Annotated in this window: 22 protein-coding genes; 4 read left to right on the top strand and 18 right to left on the bottom strand. The window is 61.2% G+C overall.

Features of this window, described 5'->3' with window-relative positions:
• Window positions 1-7: 7 nt before the first annotated feature.
• The 3 genes from J4862_RS00405 to J4862_RS00395 all read right to left on the bottom strand — a co-directional run bounded on the left by J4862_RS00405 (window position 8) and on the right by J4862_RS00395 (window position 3,214).
• Window positions 8-364, bottom strand: coding sequence for a hypothetical protein (locus J4862_RS00405; protein ID WP_211788781.1), 357 nt, complete (start codon window positions 362-364; stop codon window positions 8-10).
• 40 nt (window positions 365-404) lie between these two features.
• Complete coding sequence (locus tag J4862_RS00400; protein ID WP_211788780.1) at window positions 405-1,301, bottom strand: hypothetical protein; 897 nt, start codon at window positions 1,299-1,301, stop codon at window positions 405-407.
• 575 nt (window positions 1,302-1,876) lie between these two features.
• Entirely contained in the window at window positions 1,877-3,214 is a 1,338-nt protein-coding gene (locus tag J4862_RS00395) for an FAD-dependent oxidoreductase (protein WP_211788779.1), read from the bottom strand.
• Window positions 3,215-3,501: 287 nt separating this feature from the next.
• Here J4862_RS00395 and J4862_RS00390 point away from each other — a divergent pair, with 287 nt between their 5' ends.
• Window positions 3,502-4,008 (top strand): hypothetical protein, encoded by a 507-nt coding sequence (locus J4862_RS00390; protein WP_211788778.1) that lies wholly within the window; start codon window positions 3,502-3,504, stop codon window positions 4,006-4,008.
• A gap of 229 nt (window positions 4,009-4,237) precedes the next feature.
• On the opposite strand, the gene J4862_RS00385 is transcribed toward J4862_RS00390, so the two are convergent.
• From J4862_RS00385 to J4862_RS00315, 15 genes are all read right to left on the bottom strand, one after another.
• A complete protein-coding gene (locus J4862_RS00385; RefSeq protein WP_211788777.1) occupies window positions 4,238-5,359 on the bottom strand; it encodes a glycosyltransferase family 4 protein in 1,122 nt (373 codons plus the stop codon).
• Window positions 5,360-5,593: 234 nt separating this feature from the next.
• Complete coding sequence (locus J4862_RS00380) at window positions 5,594-6,670, bottom strand: acyltransferase (RefSeq protein WP_211788776.1); 1,077 nt, start codon at window positions 6,668-6,670, stop codon at window positions 5,594-5,596.
• Between the two features lie 72 nt (window positions 6,671-6,742).
• Window positions 6,743-7,885 (bottom strand): glycosyltransferase family 1 protein, encoded by a 1,143-nt coding sequence (locus J4862_RS00375; RefSeq protein ID WP_211788775.1) that lies wholly within the window; start codon window positions 7,883-7,885, stop codon window positions 6,743-6,745.
• 39 nt (window positions 7,886-7,924) lie between these two features.
• Window positions 7,925-9,196 (bottom strand): MFS transporter, encoded by a 1,272-nt coding sequence (locus J4862_RS00370; RefSeq protein ID WP_211788774.1) that lies wholly within the window; start codon window positions 9,194-9,196, stop codon window positions 7,925-7,927.
• Between the two features lie 97 nt (window positions 9,197-9,293).
• The gene (locus J4862_RS00365) at window positions 9,294-10,724 is read right to left on the bottom strand and encodes a DUF4270 family protein (RefSeq protein WP_211788773.1); all 1,431 of its coding nucleotides are present in this window, start codon (window positions 10,722-10,724) and stop codon (window positions 9,294-9,296) included.
• A 14-nt stretch (window positions 10,725-10,738) separates the two neighbouring features.
• Window positions 10,739-11,539 carry a glycogen/starch synthase gene (locus tag J4862_RS00360; protein ID WP_211788772.1) on the bottom strand — a complete coding sequence of 267 codons (801 nt, stop codon included), beginning with the start codon at window positions 11,537-11,539 and terminating at the stop codon, window positions 10,739-10,741.
• A 290-nt stretch (window positions 11,540-11,829) separates the two neighbouring features.
• Complete coding sequence (locus J4862_RS00355) at window positions 11,830-12,138, bottom strand: DUF4834 family protein (protein WP_211788771.1); 309 nt, start codon at window positions 12,136-12,138, stop codon at window positions 11,830-11,832.
• 94 nt (window positions 12,139-12,232) lie between these two features.
• Complete coding sequence (locus J4862_RS00350) at window positions 12,233-12,922, bottom strand: phosphatidylcholine/phosphatidylserine synthase (protein WP_211788770.1); 690 nt, start codon at window positions 12,920-12,922, stop codon at window positions 12,233-12,235.
• A 12-nt stretch (window positions 12,923-12,934) separates the two neighbouring features.
• Complete coding sequence (locus J4862_RS00345; RefSeq protein ID WP_211788769.1) at window positions 12,935-13,588, bottom strand: phosphatidylserine decarboxylase family protein; 654 nt, start codon at window positions 13,586-13,588, stop codon at window positions 12,935-12,937.
• A gap of 593 nt (window positions 13,589-14,181) precedes the next feature.
• Window positions 14,182-15,396, bottom strand: coding sequence for a SufD family Fe-S cluster assembly protein (locus tag J4862_RS00340; RefSeq protein WP_211788768.1), 1,215 nt, complete (start codon window positions 15,394-15,396; stop codon window positions 14,182-14,184).
• 10 nt (window positions 15,397-15,406) lie between these two features.
• Entirely contained in the window at window positions 15,407-16,168 is a 762-nt protein-coding gene (sufC, locus tag J4862_RS00335) for a Fe-S cluster assembly ATPase SufC (RefSeq protein WP_211788767.1), read from the bottom strand.
• A gap of 44 nt (window positions 16,169-16,212) precedes the next feature.
• Entirely contained in the window at window positions 16,213-17,658 is a 1,446-nt protein-coding gene (sufB, locus tag J4862_RS00330; RefSeq protein ID WP_211788766.1) for a Fe-S cluster assembly protein SufB, read from the bottom strand.
• 112 nt (window positions 17,659-17,770) lie between these two features.
• Window positions 17,771-19,306 (bottom strand): ribonuclease Y, encoded by a 1,536-nt coding sequence (gene rny, locus J4862_RS00325; RefSeq protein ID WP_371742413.1) that lies wholly within the window; start codon window positions 19,304-19,306, stop codon window positions 17,771-17,773.
• Between the two features lie 169 nt (window positions 19,307-19,475).
• A complete protein-coding gene (locus J4862_RS00320; RefSeq protein ID WP_211788765.1) occupies window positions 19,476-19,817 on the bottom strand; it encodes a cell division protein ZapA in 342 nt (113 codons plus the stop codon).
• A 62-nt stretch (window positions 19,818-19,879) separates the two neighbouring features.
• Window positions 19,880-20,176, bottom strand: coding sequence for a hypothetical protein (locus J4862_RS00315; RefSeq protein ID WP_211788764.1), 297 nt, complete (start codon window positions 20,174-20,176; stop codon window positions 19,880-19,882).
• Between the two features lie 487 nt (window positions 20,177-20,663).
• Here J4862_RS00315 and J4862_RS00310 point away from each other — a divergent pair, with 487 nt between their 5' ends.
• The 3 genes from J4862_RS00310 to J4862_RS00300 are packed head-to-tail and all read left to right on the top strand — an operon-like array spanning window position 20,664 to window position 24,598.
• The gene (locus tag J4862_RS00310; protein ID WP_211788763.1) at window positions 20,664-22,382 is read left to right on the top strand and encodes a glutamine--tRNA ligase/YqeY domain fusion protein; all 1,719 of its coding nucleotides are present in this window, start codon (window positions 20,664-20,666) and stop codon (window positions 22,380-22,382) included.
• A 9-nt stretch (window positions 22,383-22,391) separates the two neighbouring features.
• On the top strand, window positions 22,392-23,021 hold the full coding sequence (locus tag J4862_RS00305) for a DedA family protein (protein ID WP_211788762.1): 630 nt from the start codon (window positions 22,392-22,394) through the stop codon (window positions 23,019-23,021).
• Window positions 23,021-24,598, top strand: coding sequence for an NAD(P)/FAD-dependent oxidoreductase (locus J4862_RS00300; protein WP_211788761.1), 1,578 nt, complete (start codon window positions 23,021-23,023; stop codon window positions 24,596-24,598). The genes J4862_RS00305 and J4862_RS00300 overlap by 1 nt, the downstream gene beginning before the upstream one ends.
• Window positions 24,599-24,892: the final 294 nt, after the last annotated feature.

Here is a 24,892-nt window from a genome sequence, read left to right as displayed (position 1 = left end):
GTACGCCTTAAGCTAAGAGTGGCTGCCCATCGGAGAGCGAGAGGAGATTCTCATACGCCACGAAGTCCTCACCTCGTACATAATGCACGGCATACGGGCCTACACTTCTCTTTGGGATATAGACCTTGTCGAAGACCTGGATGAGGCTATGCCCCGAATAGACCGCTAGGGTGTCACAGCCAGCATCCCATACGTAGACATAGTCGCCTACGGAGACGATATCGAGGGCCGCCTCCTCCTGCTCGAGGAGTACGCCATCGAGGTAGAGATAGCCACGGCCGTCCTGCTCGTAGGAATAGTCACCCGTGGCGGGATTGACGGCCCACACGTTCCTGATCTTGTCCGTCAGTATATACTCGGTCATAGTCACTAGGTAGGGAATAGATAGCCTAAGGCCCGCGAGGCTAAGGCCCCACGCGCTGCAGTTCGTAGTCCTGCCCGCAGAAGTGCGCCCTGAGGCGGTCGGGGCTCGCGCCACGCCTGAGGACGAGTAGCTCCTCATCCATACGCAGCTCCTTGCCGTTGGGGAAGAGGAGGCTGGCGCGCAACTCGTCCCCCTGCAGCTGGAGCTCCGCGATCCGCGTCGTCGTGGCATCCGTCACCCCACCCCAGCGCAAGGTGGGCGGTACGGGACGGTTCGTCAGGACGAAGCTCCGCTGCCAGAACTGGCTCTTCATCTCGATGCGGTCGGGGTTGGCCTCATAGCGTATCTCGAACTTGGTCTTCCGCCCTGCGTCCTGCCAGCTGCCGTAGTAGGGCATCAGCGCCCGGACGATCATATCCCGCCAGCGCTGCATCGAGTCCCTGCGCGCCACGGCCGCATCGTCGACGTAGAGCAGACGCTGCAGCTCGCGCTCCTCGTCCCACAGACGGCTCTGCAGCTGCCCCAGACTCTCGAGCAAGCCCTCGAGACGCGTCAGAGCCGCACTGAGCTCGGGGGAAGGCCCCTCCTCCGACGCGGCCATCTGCTCCTCCTCGAAGGCTCGGACGGTGCCTCGAAGGACGGAGATACTGTCTGCCAGCTCGGTCTGTGCCGCCTTGAGCAGCGAATCGGCCGAGAGGAGCTCCTGCTCCCAGCGCTCCAAGGGGGCTAAGCCCCTCAAGGCATAGGCGATCTGGAAGGTCTGATAGAAGGCGCGCTCCTCCTCGGTCCACGGCTCGAAGACGTAGCGCTGCGCGCGCGATGGCGTGAGGGGGATCTGAGCTAGCGGGCGCGTCGTGCCTAGGCTGCGCGCCACCAGCGGTAAGGCAAGGACCACGAGGAGCAGAGCAGCGAGGCTGCGTCGTTTCATTCCGTTCATCTTGTAGGGCTATTGAAGTGGGTACATCCCTTGTAACCAAGGCAAAGATACACCCTTTGCCCCAATGCCTCATGCCTCACTCAGACGGGGAGAGCAGTCCCAGCAGGGCAAGCCTTAGGGTACCCGTAGCGCTGCACTGCCGCGGCGTGACAAGCAGGCTAAAATTTATCCCAAGCGGGCAGCCTCGAGCAAGGAGCGACGAAGCGCCAGCGAGGGGGAGGAGTAGCGAGAGATAAGGGACGGCGAGGCGAAGGATAAGGGGCAGCGAGAAAAGTAATATAAGTTTGCAGCAATTCTTATATTACTTTCAGCGGATTATTATATTACTTTCGGTGGATTATTATATCATATTCCCGCTATTATTATATTACTTTTCTCTCTCCCCCTTATCTCTCATCTTCGCCCCAGCAGGATCAGAGGGCGGCGCCCCTCGCCTTAGCCCTCCCCCACCCTAGGCACAGCACGCGTCCTCTGCCTCCAAAAGCAGCTCGCCCCACCGTGCGTACACGGCGGGGCGAGCTGCATTAGGGCTTCGGCGCTCCCCTTAGAACAAAGAGAGGCCGTGGCTCGGGAGGCTAAGCGAAGAGATCGTTGAGCCCCTCGGCGATCGTCGGGTGGGTGAAGATCTGCGAGCGGAGGTAGCTGGCGGGGATATCGTTGTCGATGGCCATCTTGATGAGGTTGGCCAGCTCGTGCGCCTCGGCACAGAGGAGCGTAGCCCCGAGGATGAGGTCGGTCTCGGGGTCGACCAGTGCCTTCAGCAGGCCATCGGTCTGGGTGAGGACCTTCGCCTTGGGGATGGCGCTGGCGGGGAGCTTGTGCAGGCGGTACTTGATCCCGCGGCGCTCGGCCTCCTGCTCCGTCAGCCCGATCTGCGCCAGCGGTGGCGTAGTGAAGACGCAGGTCGGCAGGACGCCGCGGTTGTGTATCGTGCGCTGCCCCGCCCCGAGGAGCTGATCGCGCACGATGCGGTAGTCATCCAGCGAGACGTAGGTGAACTGTGGGCTCCCCGCAACGTCGCCCATCGCCCAGACGTCCTCGCCAGCACGGAGCTGCTCGTCCGTCACGATGAAGCCACGCTCATCGGTACGTATACCCGCGCGATCGAGGTCGAGGGCCTCGGTATTGGGCACGCGTCCCACAGCCAGCAGTACGGCTTCACTGTCGAAGCGTCCCGCCGTCGTCAGCGTCGTCACGGCCTTGGGGCGCGACTCGAAGCCCTCGACGGCCGCTCCCAACACGATCTTAATCCCCTTAGCCTCCAGCAGGCGCTGCATCTCCTCGGCGACGTCTCTATCCTCACGCGCGAGGAAGCGATCGCCCTGCTCGAGCAAGGTCACCGCCGTGCCGAAGGCCTGGTACATGCAGGCGAACTCGAGGGCGATATAGCCTGCGCCCACGATGACGAGCCGCTCGGGACGCTCCGCGAGACTGAGCAGCGCGCGGCTATCGTAGATACGCGCGTCCGCAGCTCCAGGCAGCTCGAGGCGACGGCTGCGCGTGCCCGTATTGATGAAGATGCGTGCAGCGGTGACCTCGTAGCGCCCTTCGGCCCCCTCGAGGTGCAGGCGATGCGGCCCGACGAAGTAGGCCTCAGCCGTGAGCACACGGAGGCCGGGGATGCTGACGAGCTTGTCGTAGTTGGCCGCACGTAGCGCGGTGACGAGCTTCGTCTTGCGCGCTATCGCGGCCTGATAGGCTGCGTCCTTATCCTCGAGGCGGGCACTGAGCTCGCCCTCGACCAGGAGCGTCTTGGAGGGGATGCAGCCGACATTGATGCAGGTGCCGCCGTACATAGCGGCATCACGCTCGACGAGGAGCACGGACTCGCCCGCACGAGCTAGGTCTGCGGCAAGGGTCTTACCCGCCTTGCCGAAGCCTATGATGAGGTTGGTGACTTGGATCTGTTCCATGATGTATCGTGATGAATGTGTGTACAAAGGTAAGCGCTTTAGCCGCTTTTTGGTTCCGCCTCGAGCCGCGGCCTAGCTAGAACTTCGCAGCCCTAGGAAGGCGCTGTAGGGAGAATTGCGTATCTTTGTACGTCCGACTAGGTAGAGCAAGCGGCTCTCGAAGGTCGTACCTACAGCCCCGAAAGCCGGGAGCCTATGCCGAGCCTAGGCTGACCTCGAGGCACAGCGCGAGCGAGCCCGACGATGCCGAATCCTGGTGTAGGTATGTTGAATCCAAACACTCTTTTATGACGTTGAAAGGAATTCTTTTCGGCGCATGTGCCTGCTGCCTGACCCTGCTGGTGAGCGCAGCGAGTACGCCCCACCGTGCCTCCGCCGATGGACTCACCGTGGGTGATGTGCTGCCGAAAATGAAGTCTCTGGACGTGGGCGGACGTAGGTCCCTCACCGAAGCACCCCGCCAGCACTACACCCTCCTCCACCTCTGGGCCGCCTATGACGCCGAGAGCCGTGCAGAGAACGTAGTCTGGGACCAGTACTTCAGTGCCCGACCAAGTACACAGATCAGCTACCGAGCGCTCTCGCTCGACACCGATAGCGCTGTGTACCATCGTACGATCGCCTTAGACCAAGTGGATGTCCTAGCCCAGAGCTGTGCCCCCGAGGGCCAGCGCAGTGAGCTCATTCGCTCACTCGGGCTACAGCAGGGTCTGCATACCTACCTTGTCGATGCACAGGGTGTGGTACGCGCCGTAGACCCGACTCCACAGGAGCTCACCGAGTACATCAAGTAAACCCTAATTAAAGCCTCCCCACAGGCACAAACAAGAGCGGCACGCCTGGACCTCCCGGTCCTAGCGTGCCGCTCTTGCTATCCCGCTATATGTCTGCCGCGCTGGCTCGCGCGGCTATTGGCTCCCTTATGGCCAGCCCTACTCGTAGAGCTTTCGGTGCAGGACGCTCAGCTACCTGGCCCAGTCCTTGGCCACAGCACGAGCACGGCGTTCTGACGGGAGGACCGAGCTAGCCCTTTCGCTTCTTAGCTATCAGCTGGGTGAAGAGCTCCTCCCAGCGAGCCATCACAGCCTCCTGAGAGAAGAGTTGGGAGTATTCCTTTGCTTTCTTCCCCATCTGCTTACGAAGGGGCTCGTCCTCGATCAGACGAATGATCGCGGCGGCCAAAAGCTCATGATTGCCCACCTCCTCAATAAGGAAGCCCGTCTCCCCATCTATGATGAGGTCACGCGGGCCACACTGACAGGCATAGGAGACATTGGGTACCCCGCAAGAGTTAGCCTCCGAGAGAGCCATCGAGAAGCCTTCATGGATCGAGCTCACGACGGATATAGACGCAGCCATATACTCCTGCTGCATGTCGTTGGATTCCTTACGCTCAATGCAATCTGACAGGCCTAATTCATTAATGATCGGATCAAGGCCATCCAAGAACTGACCGCATATCCTCAGAAGCCAGTCTGGATGGGCTGCATGGACGATAGCCCAGGCTCGGACTAGGCTCTCAAAATTCTTCTCCACGGTATGGCGGCCTGAAGCAATGGCGACCTTGGCTTCGAGAGCGGCCGCCTCTGGAGAAGAGAATGAGTTGCCATTGGGAATGCATACCCTATTGGGCACATCCCAATTAGGAAGGTCCTCCTTCGTCAGCACAACGAATTGATCGAACCGTCTAATCAAATGCTCGTCGACCCAGTTCTGGATGGCCCCTTTCAGACCTGGTCGTGAAAAGACCCAAGCTGAGCGAGCACCGTGAGCCTCTAGTATGGTAGCCGCTTTAGTCCGCACAAAGGGCAGCACATAGACGTCCTTACCAAACATGGATACGACAATATCTGGCTGTATCCTGTCGAAGAGAGCCTGCATGCGCGCCCTATGCCGAAGGAATAGACGAGGAAGTAGAGTTAGCTTTTGCCTCAGTGAGTACGCATCTAGCTGAAAATAGTTGATCCCTAGATCCTCAATGTGTACTCGACTATCCGTCGGATAGAAGGAAGACCTTCCATCCTGATCGGAGGTAACAATATAAACCTCATGTCCCTTGCTGGCCCAATAATTTACCTTATTGGTAAGGACCCTCGTCTGTCCACCTGCATACCACGTATTCAGGATGACATAAGCGATTCTCATACCTGTTGTTATTATACTACTATATCAAAGCTGAGGCATACGGAAGCTCATCTTGCTCTTGAGCCCTAAGCCTTCCTCCTTTGACTCTCCGTCTGCCTCCCAACGTCCACAAAGATAAAGCTTATTATTGTGCGATAAATCCATCTCCTACGTAGAAAGGGACGATTAGAAGACGAGGGCAGGATACCGAGGAGGAACTACCCTGGAGGGACTAGAGAGGATCAGAGGCCTCCTCTACTTCTTAGAGCGACGCGATAAGAGTCGTGCAATCGGCTGCTCGAAATACTTATTGACGAGAATACTGCCTATAGTCGTAATGCCTAGGGTAATCACAAGGCGTAGTGCCCAGTGGTTATCTGGATAGACCCAGCTGAAGACTCGGTTCACGATCAGGATGACGAGGTAGTGTATCATGTAGAAGCTGAAGCTAACCTGCCCAAGATAAATCAGCCATGGACGGGATAGTCCATTGGAAACCAACCCTGGAGCTCCACTCTTATACGCAAGAGCATAGATATAAATCATAACACAGCTCGGCAGGTAATACGAATAGACATTAACACCAGGAGTACCTGTGTATCTAACTAGGAAGAGTACAACAGCATAGAACACTACGGGGAGGAGTTCTACAAAGGCTCTCGATCGTGCAGACAAACGCTGCCACCAGGCCACATGTCCCCAAGTCTCAGCCTGGCAATACGCATGATACACCAGAATCCCAAGGCAGAACTCAATCAGTCGTGGCAGAGGATTAAAGTAGAAGAACCAGTCGCGCAGGATAAAGCCTGAACTAGTATGTATGGGGAGGGAAGTCCCAACCGCTAGAATCACTCCAAAGTATACGAGCACCCCTACCATAAGCTGCTTAGCACGTAAGCGCATCAAATAGGGGAAAAGAGCATAGAAGAAGACCAGGTCCGAAAGGCACCAAGCCACAGAATTACCCTTAGCCTCAACCATCGGGATCCAACTCTGCAGCATAAAGAAGTTCCCTAGCAAGGGAAGAGGAGCAAGGCGGAAAGTACTATGAACCCCTGCTGCGACGATCCAGACTAAAAGACAAAGGATATGAAGCGGCCATAAGCGAATGATACGCTTCTTCATAAAGTCTCTCCAACTAAAAGTCGGTAGCTTAACCTTATCAGCATACCCTAGACACATCACGAAGCCACTTAAGACAAGGAAGAAGGAGACACCCATGGGCCCCGACCCATCAATGAGTGCTTCCGGCTGACCATCCTGAAGAGGATAGTGGGATGCGAAGATAAAAAGGGCGAAGATAAATCGCAGAGCTTGTAAAGACGAGATCATAATCAAGGACTAATCAAGAAGTACTCTATCATTAGGAGAAGCGAAAAACGTAAAGCGCAGTCTGGGCTAGCTCTACTCGTAGGTCAGCATCACCTGCTCGTAGACCTGGGAGAGGTCACGGGCGATACGCTTGGGCGTGAAGCGCTCTACGTAGCTGCGGCCCTCATCGATCATGAGGCGGCGCAGGGAGATATCGATCAGCACGCGGTCGATGAGCGAGGCGAGCATATCGGCATTGTCGGGATCAGTATAGAGACTCGTCGGCCCCCCAGCCTCCTCGAGGCAGGAGCCCGTAGCTCCGATAACGGGGATCCCCGCATTGAGCGCCTCGATGATCGGGATGCCGAAGCCCTCGAAGCGCGAGGGATAGACGAAGACCTCCGCCCCGCCATAGATCCCAGGGAGATAGGTCGCCCCCACCTGATGCAGCAGATGTAGGCGCGACGTCACCCCGAGGCGACGCGCACGATCCAGCACCTGCTGGGCGTAAGGCGTGCGGCGGCCTACGGCGACCAGGTGGAGCTCCTTGTCCTGCAGCTGCGCCAGCGCCTCGACAGCCAGTAGGAGGTTCTTCCGCTCCTCGATGCTCCCGACGAAGAGCATATAGCGCTGCGGCAGTCGAAGTGCCTGACGGGCAGCGGCGACCTCCTCGGGCTGGATCTGGGCGAAGCGCTCGGAGCAGCCTTGGTAGACCGTCGTCACACGCTCCTCCTCCACGCCGAAGATGTCGATCACGTCGCAGCGCGTCTGCTCGCTCACCGTGATCACGTGGTCGGCGGCACGTGCCGAGGCCCCGTACTTGCGGCGGTAGAGCAGGCGGTCGATGGGCTTGTAGTACTGCGGGTAGCGGATGAAGGCCAGGTCGTGGATCGTCACCACCGTCCCGACACGCTGGGCGCGGTACAGTCCGAGGGGCAGCTCATTGGAGAGCCCGTGAAAGAGATCGACCTTAGCCTCACGCACCAGACGAGGGATGGAGTAGTTCCGCCAAAGGCTCCCGCCGAGGAAGGCCAGTGCTCGGTGCGGCGTATGCAGCTGTACCGAGCGGTGCTCGAGCAGCTCCCGATAGAGCTCGGGGCGCCCGATGGAGGGCGAGTAGAGCAGATAGCGGTTCTCCGGTCGATACTCCATGAGCGCCTCAAGGACGAAGCGGCTGTAGTTGCCGAGGCCCGTAGCGTTGTTGGTGATGCGCTTAGCATCGAAGGCTATGTTCATCGCTGCGTAGGTCTTGAGAGCGGCGTGGAGACGAGCGGCCTAAGCCTTAGCCACATCCCCCTTGTAGCGGAAGAGCAGGGCGAAGAGCAGCGCCACCACAGCCGCGTAGGCTGCGAAGATATACCAGCTGACACTCCAGCCCACGAGCATCGCATGGGCATCGTGCTCGCTATAGACGTAGTGATTGACGACAGCCTGCGCCCCGAGGGAGCCCAGCGTGGCACCTATCCCATTGGTCATGATCATGAAGAGACCCTGCGCGCTGGAGCGGATCGAGGGGTCGGTCTCCTTATCCACGAAGAGCGAGCCCGAGACGTTGAAGAAGTCAAAGGCGACCCCATAGACGATCATGCTCAGCAGGAAGAGCCATACGCCCGAGCCAGGGTCCCCAAGACCCAGGAGACCGAAGCGCAGTACCCAGGCCACCATCGCGATGAGCATCACATTCTTGATCCCGAAGCGGCGCAGCGCAAAGGGGATAAGGAGGATGCAGAGCGTCTCAGAGAGCTGGCTCAGGGAGATGAGGATGTTGGCATACTTGACTCCGAAGGTCTCCGCATAGGCAGGGATCTCGCCGAAGGTATTGATGAAGGGGTTCGCAAAGCCATTGGTAATCTGCAGGCTTACCCCCAGGAGCATAGAGAAGACGAAGAAGAGCGCCATCTTGCGCTGGCGGAAGAGGACGAAGGCACGCAGCCCGAGCGCCTCCACCAGTCCCTTGCTCTCCCCCTTGGGAGCCGTCGGGCAGTGCGGCAGCGTCCACGAGTAGAGCGCCTGAATCAGCCCGAGCATCGCAGAGACGGCGAACTGCCCACTCGTGGACTCGACCCCGAGCAGGCTCACCGAGATCATCGTACAGATGAAGCCCACCGTCCCGAAGACGCGTATCGGCGGGAAGCTCTTCACCAGATCCATCCCGGCCTGCTCCAGCGAGGTATAGGCCACCGAATTGCTCAGCGCTAGCGTGGGCATGTAGAAGGCGACACTCAGCGTGTAGAGGGCAAAGAGCGTGCCGTAGTCCAGCGTGCTGCCGCTCTGCGTATAGAAGTAAAGGACGAACATCAAGCCCCCTGCCAGCAGATGGCAGATCCCGAGCAGGCGCTGGGCGGGCACCCAGCGGTCGGCCACGATCCCCATTAGGGCAGGCATGAAGAGCGAGACGATCCCCTGCATGGCATAGAAAGAGCCGATATGCTCGGCGAAGCCAGCCGAGGCGAGGTAGCGCCCCATGGAGGTAAGGTAGGCACCCCAGACGGCGAACTGGAGGAAGTTCATCGCCGTCAGGCGGAGCTTGATGTGTGAGGTCTGCATAGGTAGTAGTGCTAGCGTATGGTGGTCTTATAAGCGAGGCAGGCAATAGACCTGATGCGCTCGTGCATCGGGGTCTATTGCCTGCCTGACTAAAGGTCTACTGCTGCTGGATGAGCGAGGAGACGAAGCCGACGCGCAGCGTCTCGGGCTTCTTGGAGAGGCGTACGAAGTTGGGGAAGAGATTGGGCTGCAGCGTCAGCGTCACGCCCTGACTCGTATTGTAGCTCACGGGGTAGATCTGCACCTTGAGCGGCTCGGTGACCGTCCAGCCGTCCGTGGTGTACTTGGCATGTGCCGCCAGGTGCCGCATGATCAGCTGGGCGACGTTGCGGAAGTTGTACACGGGGCGCTCCACCTGGTAGCGATCCGAGATGTAGGAGTAGCCCGCGCGCACGGAGGGCGTAGCAGAGCCGAAGAAGCTACGCACCGAGTCTGACTCCAGTAGCACCATGAAGGCCGAGGGGTTGAGCGTCAGCTGAGCGGGATTGTCCACGCGCAGCGACAGCGGAGCGTCGGCCAGCATCCACACGCGGCCGAAGAAGTCGCGAGCCGTCATCCCCGAGGCAGGTGCTGGAGCCTTGCGCGCCAGACGCTGTAGGTCAGCAGCCGAGAGCGTCAGCTCGGTGGTCACCCCAGCAGGACCCTTAATATAGGTATGGTCGCTACTCGGAGCGGTGAGGGCACTGAGGTCGGTGGCAGATATGCCATTGAGGCGCGGCGTCAGCAGCGTGCTGACCATAGGCTGCTGGGCCTTGACGATGCTGTCGGGCTTGAGGCGTGCAGGATGGTGGTAGTGCAGGATGAGCTCGGTCTGAGCGATCTCCAGCAGGTAGCCACTCCCCGTAGCAGGCGTCACCAGGAGGCCTCCGAGGACGTTCTTCCCGAAGCTCTCCTGCGTGAGGAAGTACTCGGGATTGGAGCGCGAGAGGTCGAGGATACGCTGCCCGAGGTCGGAGTAGACGCCCGAGGCATTGCGTAGCGGGATGTTGATGTAGAAGGCCGAGTCCGTCCCGTCCTTGAGCTTGATGGCATCACGCCCTGGGACTATGGTCTTGGAGGTAAGCAGCTGAGCCGTCTTGCGGTAGTTCTCTAGGTCCTTGACCGAGACGCTGCTGCCCGTGAAGCCCTTAGCGACCTCGTAGACCTCGATATTGATCGGGGCAAGGGCGTTACCGGCACGCTGCTGGTAGAAGAGGCGCAGGCTCACCGAGTCGATGCCGCCCCCAGCGGGTAGCGAGTCGATCTTGAATCCCGCAGCCGTACGCACCTGGGTGATGTACTCACCGCGCACGGTACCATACTGTGCGTCTACGAGTTCGCCTAGGAGCGCCTCCTGAGAGGTACTATTGACCTCGGGCGAGGCCACGGTGGAGGCAGCAAACTGCACGTAGGTGATCTGCCCCGTGACCTTATCCTGACCAGGCTGTACGCTCTCCCCGATGTCGGAGAGGCTATCGGAGCAGGACGCCAGGAGGGGCAGGGCCACGAGGGCACCGAGCCCCCAGCGGAGCGACTTGAGCTGCTTCATCTTTGTCTTTTGCTTTAGAGTTGGTTATAGAACTCCTCGTAGGCGGCTCCCCCACCCTTGACACCCTGATAGGGCAGGAAGGGGACGCCCGTCTCCTGAATGTAGGAGAGGAGCTCGGGCTTGATCTGCTCGCTGCCCTGTACGACGCCATGTGCGTAGTGGATCGCCAGGCGGCTCAGCGCCTCGTAGTCCGTCTTGCCGCCGAGGGGCGTGAGGGCGGAGGGCTTGAACTTGTCGAACTTCAGCGTCTCGAAGAGGCGATCCGTCATTTCCACGGGCTCCGCCTCATCGTAGAGGCTGAAGACGAGCTTGGCCTTCTTCAGGCAGGGATCATCGTGGTAGTACTTCTTGAGGTAGAGCATCCCCAGGGCTACGAAGGTACCGTGGCAATGGATGACATCGGGGATCCACTTGAGCTTCTTGACCGTCTCGAGGGCGCCACGTACGAAGAAGACGGAGCGCTCATCGTTGTCATTCACCCCTTTGGGGTCAGGGCCATAGAGGCTCTTGCGCTTGAAGAAGTCATCGTTGTCGATGAAGTAGACCTGCAGCTTGGCAGCGGGCAGCGAGGCTACCTTGATGATGAGGGGATGGTCGTTGTTGTTGAGGATCATGTTGAGCCCCGAGAGGCGTATCACCTCGTGGAGCTGATTGCGGCGCTCATTGATCAGACCGAAGCGCGGCATGAAGACGCGGATCTCATTGCCTTGTTCTTGGATTTCCTGCGCTAGGTGTCGTGCGGTCAGCGAGATGTCAGACTCGTCTAGATAGGGGGCGATCTCCTGGGAGATGTACAGTATTCGTCTTGATTTCATTCGTCGATCGATGAGCTAGAGGGCTATAGGCCTACGCGTTAAAGCCCGCCTCAGGCTCTGTCGCCAGCGCCCAAGGAGCCGTCTATATCCTTGATTTATATACGCAAAGATACGGAAAATAGTACATTCCCCAGCCAGATCACACGTCCCGCAGCCCCATCACGGACAGCGCTCCACGCCCCTAGTCCATCCCGCGACAAAGAGGCAGCGCCCACAGTCTCCGTCCTAGCGGCGACTGTGGGCGCTGATGCTTAGCCCTTATCCGAGCCTTAGCTGAGGCTGTCCTTAGCCTAGGGCAGCTCCTCGAAGTCTACATACTCATCGCTGGAGCTGCGGGCGAACTTGCGTGCCTCGATGGCGTCCAGCTGCTCCTTCTGCGAGCGACTCCCGCGCTCATCCTGAGACTCTTGGGCTCCTTCGGCGAAGCCCTCCTCCCTGCGATAGCTGCGCTGTCCGCCCTGAGGCCGCTGCTGCGCACCCATAGTCTCCTCCATACGGCGCTGCACGCGACGTACCAGCTGCATCGCCAGCCAGGCCTGCAGGGGAGCACGGAAGAGATATATCAGGCAGATCACCAGGAGGATCAGGAAGAATGTCATAGGTCTAATACTTCTTTAACTTGTTCGACATACCTCCTTGCCTTGCAAAGAGCGTGCCAAGATAGCAGTACAGGGATCGAGCGGCGACTCCCGCCTAGCCTTCGTGAGGGGCGAAGAGCGAGAGGAGCAGGTAGCAAGCGATGGCGACACTACAGCCGAGCCAGCCGAGGGCAAGGATCGCAGCAAGGCTGACGACGATGAGCGTCAGCTGCGGCCAGAGGCTACGTAGCGGCGCGGGCTTGAGCTTGAAGGAGAACATCGGCAGCTCGCTCACCATCAGGAAGGAGAGCGCAAGGCTCAGGAGCAGATACAGCGCGATCGTGAGCTCCACGCCCAGCAAGGCTGCCATCCCTGCCACTGCTGGGCTCATCCCGAGCCAGAAGAGAGCGTTGGACGGTACGGGCAGCCCACGGAAGGAGGTCGTCTGACGCGTGTCGTTATTGAACTTCGCCAGGCGCAGTGCTGCAAAGGGAGCGAGGATGAAGACCCCATAGCTGTAGGGATTGCCTGGAGCCACAGCCTCCAGCGCCGACCAGACGAGTACGCTGGGGGCGAGGCCGAAGCTAATCACGTCCGCCAGCGAATCCAGATCCTTACCTATCGGCGAGGACACCCCGAGGGCGCGAGCCACGAGCCCGTCGAAGAAGTCGAAGACTGCTGCCAGGACGACACAGCACGCGGCCCACTGGGGCTCATCGTAGCGTAGCGTCAGCACCAGTGCCGCCGCCCCCGAGAGGAGGTTGCAGCAGGTGATGGCGTTAGGGATATGTTTCTTGAGCTGCATGAGGAGGCGGGCTTAGCGGGGAAGGGTGGCGATGTCGGTAATGTTCCCCTTGACGCGGTCCCCTACACGTACGTGTACCTCGGTACCCAGAGGCAGGTAGAGGTCTACGCGGGAGCCGAACTTGATGAAGCCGAGGTTCTCATTGATCGCCACCTGCTGCCCGACCTCCGAATAGGTCACGATACGGCGTGCGATGGCGCCAGCGACCTGACGTACCAGCACCTGGTCACCGCCAGCGGTGCGGATGACGACTGCCGAGCGCTCATTGTCGGTGCTGCTCTTGGGCAGGTGCGCCGAGAGGAAGCGCCCTGGGGTGTGCGAGACGTGCTCTACCACACCATTGCAGGGGATCCAGTTGACATGCATGTCAAAGACGTTCATGAAGACCGATACCTGCAGGCAGCGGCGCCCGAGGATCTGCACTTCGTCCGTCTCCTCGATGACCACGACACGCCCATCGGCAGGGCACACGACCTCGCGATCGCCGTCCGTATGCTTGCGCTCGGTGTATCTGAAGAAATTGACCACCGCCGCGTAGAAGGCCAGCGAGAAAAGCACGGGGATCACCGTGAACGCCCCGAGGAAGAGGTAGATAAGGGCATTGACCCCTAGTAGCATGATGGCGAAGCCCACCAAGGGACCTCGTCCCTCTCTATGTAGTCGCATCTAGTCTATGTATTAAGAGCTTTTGTGAATTCAATAATGCGCAAAGATACTAAATCATGCCCAAGCCACCGCACCGCAGGCTCCCAGCGCCCTCGAGAGGCAGGCTCCGCCCCTCCCTTAGGCCGCCTCTCCTCGCACCCCTCGCGCCCTACTCAAGGCGCTGCTTGACCCGCCAAAGTGGCAGTCGAAGCCACCCCCACCCCACCGCGAGGCAAGCCTACCCTCAGGCGCAAAGTAAGTCTACCCTCAGCCGCGAGGCAAGTCTCCTAAGCCTTACGAAGCCTCTCTCAAGCCCTCCCGCCCAAGCTAGCATGGAGCCCACTGCCCTAGCCCACCTCCCCGCACTGATATCCCTCAGCTGCCCGACGGACGTCCCTCACGGGGCTGACGGACGTCCCTCAGCGCCGTGAGGGATATCCCTCGAGGAGGGCGTCTTTATCGCGACGGTGCGCGACACGGCGAGGAGGCTGGACGGGGGAGTAAGGGTGGCTAGGGCGTGAGGCGAGGCAGAGGGAGCTTGGGTAAGGGACAAAAGCAAGCAGCCCGACTCCTCGGGGAGGAATCGGGCTGCTTGGTAGATGAGTTAGGAAAGGCTAGCGAAGCTGCTCCGCAATATGCTCGCGGATAGCCTCAGCCTCCTCGTCCAGCGGTATGCGCTCTAGGACGTCTTCGGCGAAGGCGTGGCTCAACATCAGCTTAGCCTCCTCACGCGGGATCCCGCGCTGCTGCATATAGAAGAGCGCCTCGGGGCTCAGCTGGCCCGTCGTCATGCCGTGCGAGCACTTGACATCGTCGGCATAGATCTCCAGCTGCGGCTTGGACTGCATGCGCGCCGTAGGTGAGAGTAGCAGGTTGCGGTTGTTCTGATAGGCCTGCGTCTTCTGCGCGTCCTGCGCCACGAGGATGCGGCCCGTGAAGACACCGCGGCTATCGCCGAGGAGGATGTACTTGAAGAGCTCGTCGCTCGTACAGTGTGGCACGGCGTGCTCGATGTAGGAGAAGTTGTCCGCGTGCCCCTTATCCTTGCTCAGCGCGAAGCCCGAGACCTTGAGGTCGGCTTCTTCCTCCGCCAGCGAGATGTAGTAGTTATTGCGCGTCACGCCCCGGGCGAGCGTCACGGCGGAGAGGTCGACGTGGCTGGCCCCCAGCTGACGGACGTAGAGCGAACTGATGCGCAGCTGCCCTGCAGCACTCTCCTCACGATCGATGAGGGTGAAGTGCGCCGTGCGGCCGACATAGATCTCGAGGGTGCGCAGGACGAGGTTCGTCACCTCAGCGGCGGGCTCATCGAGGACGAGCGCAGCCTCCGTGGCATCCTCTAGGATGACGAGTAGGCGCTCGGCGGAGAGCTGTCCAGAGAGGGCGCGGCCTAGGCTACGCACCGAGAGCGGCGCACGGAGCTTGGCGCCCTTAGGCAGGTAGAGGACGAAGGCCTCCGCGGCGAGGAGACTATTGAGCGCCACAAGCCCATCCGTCGCGAGAGGTGCAAGGCGAGCGTAGTGCTCCTGGGCGATCTCGGGCTGCTGCTGGTAGAAGTCCGCCAGCGTGCCGACGAAGGCACCCTCGGGGAGCTCCGTAGCCTCCCAGGCAAGCGGCAGAGCCTCGGTAGCGAGCTGCCACTGGGCGCCGCTGAGCAGCGTGGGGAGGTCGGTGCGCTGGTAGTCCTCGCTCTTGAAGCGCGGTAGACCGAGACGGGCGAAGGCATCGAAGGCCTCCTCGCGGTAGTGCTCTACCAGCGGGGAGCGACCTCGGAGCTGCTGACTGTACTGCCCGTAGAGGTCGAGGTACTGCTTGGTGATTGCTTCCATCGCTCCTGTCTTAGGCCTCCTGGGCGTCTACCTCATCCTTGATCCAATCGTAGCCACGGCGCTCCAGCTCGAGGGCGAGCTCAGGGCCACCACTACGCACGATGCGTCCCTTGTAGAGGACGTGGACGAAGTCGGGCTTGATATAGTCCAGCAGACGCTGATAGTGGGTGATGACGATGGTGGCGTTCTCTGGGCTGCGCAGCTCATTGACGCCCTTGGCTACGATGCGCAGCGCGTCGATGTCGAGGCCACTGTCCGTCTCGTCGAGGATGGCGAGCTTGGGCTCGAGCATCGCCATCTGGAAGATCTCGTTGCGCTTCTTCTCTCCGCCGGAGAAGCCCTCATTGACGGAGCGGCTGGCGAGCTTGCTATCCAGCTCGACGAGCTCACGCTTCTGCTTCATCAGCTTGAGGAACTCGGGGGCGGGGATAGGGTCGAGGCCCTGCGCCTTGCGACGCTCGTTGAGGGCGGCACGCATGAAGTTGACCATGCTGACCCCAGGTATCTCGACGGGGTACTGGAAGCTCATGAAGAGCCCCTGATGGGCGCGCTCCTCAGGCTCGAGCTCCAGCAGGTCTTCGCCCTCGAAGGTGACGCTACCGCCCGTGACCTCATAGTTGGGGTTCCCGACGAGGACGGAGGAGAGCGTACTCTTGCCCGAGCCGTTGGGTCCCATGATGGCGTGGATCTCGCCCTTATTGACGGTGAGGCTGATCCCCTTGAGTATTTCCTTATCTCCTATGCTAGCATGGAGGTTCTCTATCTTAAGCATATTCTATCGTTGATGTATGATGTGGGTGAGGGATAAGGGGAGGCCTAGCCGACCGAGCCCTCGAGGGAAATGGAGAGGAGCTTCTGCGCCTCGACGGCGAACTCCATGGGGAGCTGGTTCATCACCTCCTTGGCATAGCCGCCGACGATAAGCCCGACAGCCTCCTCGACGCCGATGCCACGCTGCTGGCAGTAGAAGATCTGGTCCTCGCTGATCTTGCTCGTCGTAGCCTCATGCTCGACGATGGCGCTGTCATTATCTACGTGTACGTAGGGGAAGGTGTGGGCGCCGCAGCGGTCGCTCAGCAGGAGGCTGTCGCACTGCGAGTGGTTGCGGGCGTTCTCTGCCCCAGGTCCCGCGTAGACGAGGCCACGGTAGCTATTCTGGCTGCGGCCTGCGCTGATGCCCTTGGAGACAATGCGGCTGCGGGTATTCTTCCCGAGGTGAATCATCTTCGTCCCCGTGTCAGCCTGCTGGTGGTGGTTGGTCACCGCCACGGAGTAGAACTCGGCCACGGATTCGTCGCCCTCGAGGACGCAGCTGGGGTACTTCCACGTGATGGCCGAGCCCGTCTCTACCTGCGTCCAGGAGAGCTTGGCACGCGCCCCACGACAGAGGCCTCGCTTGGTCACGAAGTTATAGACACCGCCCTTGCCGTCCTTGTCGCCAGGGTACCAGTTCTGCACGGTGGAGTACTTGACCTCGGCGTCCTGCTCGACGATGATCTCGACGATAGCGGCATGCAGCTGGTTCTCGTCGCGCTGCGGAGCGGTGCAGCCCTCGAGGTAGCTGACGTAGGCGCCCTCGTCGGCGACGATGAGCGTACGCTCGAACTGCCCCGTATTCATCGCGTTGATGCGGAAGTAGGTCGAGAGCTCCATCGGGCAGCGCGTGCCCTTAGGGATGTAGACGAAGGAGCCATCGCTAAAGACGGCGCTATTAAGCGCTGCGAAGTAATTATCTGTATAGGGGACGACGACGCCGAGATACTGGCGCACCAGCTCGGGGTACTCCCGTACTGCCTCGCTGAAGGAGCAGAAGATGATCCCCTTCTCGGCCAGTGTCTCACGGAAGGTCGTCTTGACCGACACGGAGTCCATGACGGCATCCACCGCCACCCCCGAGAGCACCTTCTGCTCCTCGAGGGGAATACCCAGCTTCTCGAAGGTACGGAGTAGCTCGGGGTCTACCTCGTCGAGGCTCTTGGGCCCCTCCTTCTTCTTCGGTGCTGCGTAGTAGATGATGTCCTGATAGTCGATGGGTGGGATCTGAAGGAGCGCCCAGTCGGGCTGCTCCAGTGTCAGCCAGTGGCGGTAGGCCTGGAGGCGGAACTCCAGCAGCCACTCCGGCTCGCCCTTCTTGGCCGAGATAAGGCGCACAGTCTCTTCGCTAAGGCCCTTGCCTATCGTCTCGGTCTCGATCTCGGTCGTAAAGCCGTATTTGTAGTCACCACTGGTGACCTCGTCTATGATCTGATCGTTATCTTGCATGTAATGTCTCGTTAGAGGCTTTGTCCTCTCCTAGCATGCTAACAGAGGCCTCGCGGGGATTGTTTCTCCGCGATCGGATGAGGTGAGCAGCGTGCTCCCTTGCGGGTCGGGGCTACTTGGCGTAGCTGACGCTGCGGGTCTCGCGGATGACGGTGATCTTGACCTGACCGGGGTAGGTCATCTCGTCCTGGATGCGGCGAGCGATCTCCTCGGAGAGTGTCGCGATGGTGCTATCATCGGTGTTCTCTGCCCCGACGATGACGCGCAGCTCGCGCCCTGCCTGGATGGCGTAGGTCTTGACGACGCCGGGGTAAGAGGCGGCAAGGGTCTCGAGGTCATTGAGACGCTTGATGTAGGCCTCTACGATCTCACGGCGAGCACCGGGACGGGCGCCGCTGATGGCGTCACAGACCTGTACGATGGGAGCGATAAGGCTCTCCATCTCGACCTCGTCGTGGTGGGCGCCGACGGCATTGCAGATGTTGAGCTTCTCCTTGTACTTCTCACAGAGCTTCATCCCGAGGAGGGCGTGTGGCAGCTCGGGCTCGTCGTCGGGCACCTTACCTATATCGTGGAGGAGGCCAGCGCGCTTGGCGTGCTTGGGGTTGAGTCCCAGCTCGGAGGCCATGACGGCACAGAGGTTGGCCGTTTCACGGGAGTGCTGTAGGAGGTTCTGCCCGTAGGAGGAGCGGTACTTCATCTTACCGATGAGGCGAATAAGCTCGGGGTGCATGCCATGGATCCCGAGGTCGATGACGGTACGCTTCCCCGTCTCGATGATCTCCTCCTCGATCTGCTTGCGCACCTTGGAGACGACCTCCTCGATGCGGGCGGGGTGGATACGGCCGTCCTGCACGAGCTGGTGCAGCGCCAGACGCGCTACCTCGCGGCGTACGGGGTCGAAGCTAGAGAGGACGATAGCCTCGGGCGTATCGTCGACGATGATCTCTATACCCGTGGCGGCCTCCAGAGCACGGATGTTGCGCCCTTCGCGCCCGATGATGCGGCCCTTGATCTCGTCGCTGTCGATGTGGAAGACGGTGACGGAGTTCTCGATCGCCGTCTCGGTAGCGACGCGCTGGATGGACTGGATGACGATCTTCTTAGCCTCCTTGCTGGCCGTCATCTTAGCCTCCTCGACGATCTCATTGATGTAGACCTGTGCCTGGTCCTTGGCCTCGGCGCGCAGGCTCTCGATGAGGCGCTCACGGGCCTCGCCTGCGGAGAGGCCGCCGAGCTGCTCGAGGCGCTGCTGCTCGCTGCGGCGGAGCTCCTCGAGCTCCTGCTTCTTCTGCTCGTACTCGACCTTCTTGACCTCGTACTCCTCCTTCTTGAGCTCGATGCCCTCACTCTGTAGGGCGAGCTTCTCCTTGAGGACGTCGATCTCGCTGTTGCGCTTCTCCAGGTCGGACTGACGCTGGTTGAGCGACTGCTCGCGACCCTTGAGCTTGTTCTCGATCTGCTTGAGCTTCTCGTTACGCTGTGCCACCTGCTGCTCCAGCTCGCCCTTGAGCTGGAGGAACTTCTCCTTGACCTCAAGGAGCTTCTTCTGCTTGAGCACCTCGGCTTCACGCTCGGCCTCGGAGAGGATGCCTGCGGCCTGGGCCTTGGCATGCTCGCGCTGGCGAGGGATGTAGACGAGGAGCATCCAGGCCAGCGCGGCTAGGATGACCAGGAGCAGACAGATGATAATGATGGTAGATGTTCCCATTCCTTACTTATTTGTTAGTCTTCTCTATGCTAAGGAGGTAAGGAGGGGACAAGCGCGCCATGTAGGAGCAGAGCCCGCGGCCAAGCGCCTCGAGGGGCCTAGCCTGCTAGGGCTGCAGTGTAGCAGTAGCCTGAGTGAGGAGCGCCTCCAGCGTCTCGTTGAGCTGGCTGAGGCGCGGCGCGAAGTGACGGCTACGCGCCTCGCGCTCCTCGAGGAGCTCGCGGTAGCGCGTCGCCACATCTAGGGCCGACATCGCCAGATAGGTCTGTCGACCCACCTCGGAGACATTGGGGTAGCGGGCGTGGTAGCTCTGACTGGTACGCACCAGCTCCTCACCAGCTAGGCGGTAGCGCTGCTCTTGCTCGCGTGGTACACGCAGGCTGAGGCGCTGCCCCTCGATGGCGATGGTGATGCGCTGTAGGCTATAGTCACGTCCGTCCTCACTCATTATATATAGAGCCCCGCGGGAGCGGGGTCTGTATCGCTAGGTCTGTAGAGCCAACCGGGGGATCACTCGTGCTCGAGCTGCTGGATGCAGCGCTCGACCTCCTGAATGAGTCCATCCAGGAGCTGCCGTGCGGCAGCACGCTCCCCCGCGCCCTCGACGAGTGCCTGCGACAGGATGCTGGTGGCATGCTGTGCCTGCTCCTCCGAGAGGGCGGTGCGTAGGCTCTGTAGCTCGCTATCCTGTAGACTGAGACGCTCCTGCAGCTGCCTAATGCGCTCATCCTGAGCGCTCACGAGCTGCACCAGACGACCTATATTTACCTCTAGGCGTCGGAGCTCTAGGTCTTCGTTCTCTGTCATAGCGTGGTCTTACCTTACCTTAGAAGCAAAGGTACAACAATTTAGGCAGAGGGCTGGGCTACCGCCCGCGATGCGCACGCAGGTACCCCGCGGGCCTCATCCACCGCCCGACGCGCCCCGACGCACAGCCCAGGGACGGAGCAGGCCCAGGAGTTCCACAGCGAAGCCCTCCCCCCTACCCGATCGCCTAAGCCCTATCCTCCAGCCGCCTGACCGATATCCATCACGGCGCTGACTGCTATCCATCACGCGCCGCATGGACGCCCCTCACGGAGTTGACGGATATCCCTCACGCCCCCTCCCCCTAGAGCCGTACGCCGCCCCGACCCAAGTCGCCCCGCCCCTATCCCCCTCACCCAGCCCGAGCCCCTCGGGCTCGCTATCTGCCTCAAAAGCGCTATTTTTGTCCCTCATAGAGGCCTCCTAGCTAGGCCTCAGATCACAAGGAACTCAACAACGACAAGTATCATAAGCGCAAACGAGCATCATGGCTGAAGAACTCACCCCCCTCTCTGGCGAGGGCGAAGCAAAGAAGAGCCTCAACTTCATCGAGCAGATCGTCGCTAGCGACCTAGCGGCAGGCAAGAACGGCGGACGCCTGCAGACCCGCTTCCCACCCGAGCCCAACGGCTACCTGCACATCGGCCACGCCAAGGCCATCTGCATGGACTTCGGCATCGCCCAGCGCTATGGCGGCGTGTGCAACCTCCGCTTCGACGACACCAACCCCACCAAGGAGGATGTGGAGTACGTCGACGCTATCCGCGAGGACATCGAGTGGCTGGGCTTCCACTGGGGCGCTGAGTACTACGCCTCGGACTACTTCGAGCGCCTGTATCGCTTCGCCGAGGAGCTGATCCTGGCAGGCCACGCCTACGTCGACGAGCAGACGGCCGAGGAGATCGCCCAGCAGAAGGGTACGCCTACGACCCCAGGGGTCGCTAGCCCCTACCGCGACCGTCCCGCTGAGGAGAGCCTCGACCTCTTCCGCCGCATGAACGCTGGGGAGTTCCCCGAGGGGGCGATGATCCTGCGCGCCAAGATCGATATGGCCTCGCCCAACATGCACTTCCGCGACCCCATCATCTACCGCATCATCAAGGTGCCCCACCACCGTACGGGCACCCAGTGGAATGTGTACCCGATGTACGACTTTGCCCACGGGCAGAGCGACTACTTCGAGGGCGTGACGCACTCGATCTGTACGCTGGAGTTCGAGGTACACCGTCCGCTCTATGACTACTTCATCGAGCTGCTGAAGCAGGTAGAGGGTCAGCCCGACGACTACGCTCCACACCAGTACGAGTTCAACCGCCTGAACCTCACCTACACCATGATGAGCAAGCGCAAGCTGCTGCAGCTCGTCAAGGACGGCCTCGTGGCAGGCTGGGACGATCCCCGTATGCCGACCATCTGCGGCCTACGTCGCCGCGGCTATACGCCCGAGTCCATCCGCAGCTTCGTCGATAAGATCGGCTACACCAAGTACGACGGTATGATCGACATGGCGCTGCTGGAGCACGCCGTACGCGAGGATCTGAATAGGCACGCCCTACGTGGCTCGGCCGTCCTCGACCCCGTCAAGCTCATCATCACCAATTACCCCGAGGGGCAGACCGAGGATATGCCCTTCCTCAACAACCCCGAGGATCCCGAGAGCGACAGCCACAGCATCCGCTTCGCCCGCGAGCTCTACATCGAGCGCGAGGACTTCATGGAGGATGCGCCGAAGAAGTACTTCCGCATGACCCCTGGGCAGGAGGTGCGCCTCAAGAGTGCCTACATCGTCCGCTGCACGGGCTGTGCTAAGGACGCGGCGGGTAACATCACCGAGGTCTACGCCACCTACGACCCCGAGACGCTCAGCGGCCGCCCCGAAGCGGGCCGCAAGGTCAAGGGCACCATCCACTGGGTCTCTGCTGCCGACAGCGTAGAGGCCGAGGTACGCCTCTACGACCGACTCTTCACGGACGAGAACCCCAGTGAGGTCAAGGATAAGGAGCTAGCCGAGCTGCTCAACCCCGCGTCCCTGACCGTCGTCCAGGGCGCACGTATCGAGCCCTTCCTCGCTGAGGCTAAGCTCGGGGAGTACTACCAGTTCCAGCGCGTAGGCTACTTCTGCCTCGACCCCGACAGCCGTCCCGATCACCTCGTCTTCAACCGCACGGTCTCGCTCAAGGACACGTGGAAGAAGGTCAATAAGTAAGCCTCAGCTATGGTAGAGCACTTCAGTTTCCTCCAGGACATCCTGCAGCACCTCGACTACTTCTGGGTCACGGTGCTCATGGCCGTCGAGTCCTCCTTCATCCCCTTCCCCAGTGAGGTGGTCGTCCCCCCTGCTGCCTACCGCGCGGCCAATGGGGAGCTGAACATCATCCTCGTCGTCCTCTTCGCGACCCTAGGGTCCAATATCGGCGGGCTCGTGAACTACTATCTAGCACGCTACCTCGGTCGCCCCGTGATCTATCGCTTCGCAGGGAGCCGCCTCGGACGCCTCTGTCTCCTGAGCCCGGAGAAGGTCGAGCAGGCCGAGCAGTACTTCAATCGCAACGGCGCTACCTCCACCCTCATCGGCCGTCTCATCCCCGCCGTGCGTCAGCTGATCTCCATCCCCGCGGGGCTGGCAGGCATGCCGCTCGGCCGCTTCCTCCTCTATACGACGCTGGGGGCAGGGGCGTGGAACATCGTCCTGGCCGTCCTCGGCTGGGTCATCGGCCGTACCGTGCCGCCCGAGCGCTTCGCCGAGACCATCCAGAGCTACAGCTCCACGATCGGTCTGGTGATCGCTGGCGTCCTCATCGTCGGCGGCCTGGCGTACTACCTCCTCAAGCACCGCAAGAAGTAGTGACAACCCTCCAGCTCAACCTCTCCCCCGAGGAGGCTGCCTCCGACGCGTCCATCCGCAGCGCCGTCGCCCGTGAGCTGCACCTCGCCCCCGAGGCCATCACGAGCGTGCAGATCCGCCGCCGCAATATCGACGCCCGCCAGCGCCGCATCCGCGTAGGGCTGAGCGTAGAGGTCTACCTCGAGGGCGAGCAGCCCGTGACGGATGACTTCAGCGACCTCGTCTACCCCGATGTCTCGGCCGCGCCCTCGGTGGTGGTGGTCGGGGCGGGCCCCTGTGGACTCTTCGCTGCCCTACGCCTCATCGAGCTCGGGCTAAGGCCCATCGTACTGGAGCGCGGGCAGGACGTGATGCAGCGCCGCCGCGACATCGTCCAGCTGGAGCGCACGGGGATCGTCGACCCCGAGTCCAACTACAGCTACGGCGAAGGCGGGGCGGGCGCCTTCTCCGACGGCAAGCTCTACACCCGCAGCAAGAAGCGCGGGAGCGTCGAGAAGACGCTGCGTATCTTCTGCCGCTTCGGTGCCGACCCCAAGATCCTTGTCGATGCCCATCCGCACATCGGTACAGACAAGCTCCCCATCATCATCCGCCGCATGCGCGAGCAGATCATCGCCTCGGGCGGTGAGGTACACTTCGGCTGCCGTATGGACGAGCTGATCCTAGAGCGCGGACGGGTGCGCGGCGCGGTGAGTGCCGACGGACGGAGCTTCGAGGGCCCCGTCGTGCTGGCCACAGGCCACTCGGCGCGCGATGTCTACAGCTACCTACACGCCGCGGATATCTTCGTCGAGGCCAAGCCCATCGCCGTGGGCGTACGCCTCGAGCACCCGCAGCAGCTCATCGACCAGATCCGCTACCACAGTCCCGAGGGACGTGGCAAGTGGCTGCCCGCGGCCGAATACGTCTACAAGGCGCAGGCCTCGGGGCGCGGCGTCTACAGCTTCTGCATGTGCCCAGGCGGCTTCGTCGTCCCCGCCTCCACCGCCCCAGGGGAGACCGTCGTCAATGGGATGTCGCCCGCCAACCGCGGCTCCCGCTGGGCCAACTCGGGCATGGTCGTCGAGCTACACCCCTCCGACATCCCTGCCACGGGCATCATGGTCGAGCACCTCGAGAGCCCGCTGGCGCTGATGGAGTGGTGCGAGGAGCTGGAGCGTCGCTGCTATGCCGCCGCCCAGCAGAGCCTCCGCGCTCCTGCGCAGCGTATGACGGACTTCCTGCGCGGACGTCTGTCCACGAGCCTACCCTCGAGCTCCTACTCGATGGGACTGACCAGCAGCCAGCTCAGCGACTGGATGCCGAGCTTCCTCACCGAGCGCCTCAAGGAGGGCTTCCGCGCCTTCGACCGCTCGACGCGCGGCTTCCTCAGCGAGGAGGCCCAGCTGATCGCCCTCGAGAGCCGCACCTCCTCGCCCGTGCGCATCCCCCGCGACAAGGACTACCGCCACCTCACCTACGAGGGGCTCTACCCTGCAGGCGAAGGTGCGGGCTACGCAGGCGGGATCGTCTCGGCAGCCATTGACGGGGAGAATGCCGCCACGGCACTAGCCGTCTGGCTGCGGGGCGAGGGCTAAGCCAGCCGCCGCCTTCGGCTCGTCCCACCGCCCGCTTAGGCAAAGACACCTACCGCCCGAGGCCTCCCTCCTCCCCCAATTATCGGCCAAGCCACACAGCGCGCCCCCAGAGCTCACCGCAGCTCTGGGGGCGCGCTGTCTCTTCGGCTTGCCGCGCTGACCTAAGGCGCTCCCCGCGCGCATATCAGTCCTTTGCCGCCCGTACATCAGGCCTTTCCTGAGCGCACATCAGGCAGTTCGCGGGCAAAATAATATAAGTTCGCGGCGGTTCTTATATTACTTTCGGCGCATTCT

The organism is Porphyromonas sp. oral taxon 275, assembly GCF_018127745.1.
Classification (GTDB): domain Bacteria; phylum Bacteroidota; class Bacteroidia; order Bacteroidales; family Porphyromonadaceae; genus Porphyromonas.
The sequence above is the reverse complement of the archived record's forward strand: the minus strand, read 5'-3'. Positions and strand labels throughout refer to the sequence as shown.

What these genes read in the sequence shown, in the direction of transcription:
- J4862_RS00405 (WP_211788781.1), bottom strand. Translation starts at nt 364, where the DNA reads ATGACCGAGTATATACTGACGGACAAGATCAGGAACGTGTGGGCCGTC.
- J4862_RS00400 (WP_211788780.1), bottom strand. Translation starts at nt 1,301, where the DNA reads ATGAACGGAATGAAACGACGCAGCCTCGCTGCTCTGCTCCTCGTGGTC.
- J4862_RS00395 (WP_211788779.1), bottom strand. Translation starts at nt 3,214, where the DNA reads ATGGAACAGATCCAAGTCACCAACCTCATCATAGGCTTCGGCAAGGCG.
- J4862_RS00390 (WP_211788778.1), top strand. Translation starts at nt 3,502, where the DNA reads ATGACGTTGAAAGGAATTCTTTTCGGCGCATGTGCCTGCTGCCTGACC.
- J4862_RS00385 (WP_211788777.1), bottom strand. Translation starts at nt 5,359, where the DNA reads ATGAGAATCGCTTATGTCATCCTGAATACGTGGTATGCAGGTGGACAG.
- J4862_RS00380 (WP_211788776.1), bottom strand. Translation starts at nt 6,670, where the DNA reads ATGATCTCGTCTTTACAAGCTCTGCGATTTATCTTCGCCCTTTTTATC.
- J4862_RS00375 (WP_211788775.1), bottom strand. Translation starts at nt 7,885, where the DNA reads ATGAACATAGCCTTCGATGCTAAGCGCATCACCAACAACGCTACGGGC.
- J4862_RS00370 (WP_211788774.1), bottom strand. Translation starts at nt 9,196, where the DNA reads ATGCAGACCTCACACATCAAGCTCCGCCTGACGGCGATGAACTTCCTC.
- J4862_RS00365 (WP_211788773.1), bottom strand. Translation starts at nt 10,724, where the DNA reads ATGAAGCAGCTCAAGTCGCTCCGCTGGGGGCTCGGTGCCCTCGTGGCC.
- J4862_RS00360 (WP_211788772.1), bottom strand. Translation starts at nt 11,539, where the DNA reads ATGAAATCAAGACGAATACTGTACATCTCCCAGGAGATCGCCCCCTAT.
- J4862_RS00355 (WP_211788771.1), bottom strand. Translation starts at nt 12,138, where the DNA reads ATGACATTCTTCCTGATCCTCCTGGTGATCTGCCTGATATATCTCTTC.
- J4862_RS00350 (WP_211788770.1), bottom strand. Translation starts at nt 12,922, where the DNA reads ATGCAGCTCAAGAAACATATCCCTAACGCCATCACCTGCTGCAACCTC.
- J4862_RS00345 (WP_211788769.1), bottom strand. Translation starts at nt 13,588, where the DNA reads ATGCGACTACATAGAGAGGGACGAGGTCCCTTGGTGGGCTTCGCCATC.
- J4862_RS00340 (WP_211788768.1), bottom strand. Translation starts at nt 15,396, where the DNA reads ATGGAAGCAATCACCAAGCAGTACCTCGACCTCTACGGGCAGTACAGT.
- sufC (WP_211788767.1), bottom strand. Translation starts at nt 16,168, where the DNA reads ATGCTTAAGATAGAGAACCTCCATGCTAGCATAGGAGATAAGGAAATA.
- sufB (WP_211788766.1), bottom strand. Translation starts at nt 17,658, where the DNA reads ATGCAAGATAACGATCAGATCATAGACGAGGTCACCAGTGGTGACTAC.
- rny (WP_371742413.1), bottom strand. Translation starts at nt 19,306, where the DNA reads ATGCTCCTCGTCTACATCCCTCGCCAGCGCGAGCATGCCAAGGCCCAG.
- J4862_RS00320 (WP_211788765.1), bottom strand. Translation starts at nt 19,817, where the DNA reads ATGAGTGAGGACGGACGTGACTATAGCCTACAGCGCATCACCATCGCC.
- J4862_RS00315 (WP_211788764.1), bottom strand. Translation starts at nt 20,176, where the DNA reads ATGACAGAGAACGAAGACCTAGAGCTCCGACGCCTAGAGGTAAATATA.
- J4862_RS00310 (WP_211788763.1), top strand. Translation starts at nt 20,664, where the DNA reads ATGGCTGAAGAACTCACCCCCCTCTCTGGCGAGGGCGAAGCAAAGAAG.
- J4862_RS00305 (WP_211788762.1), top strand. Translation starts at nt 22,392, where the DNA reads ATGGTAGAGCACTTCAGTTTCCTCCAGGACATCCTGCAGCACCTCGAC.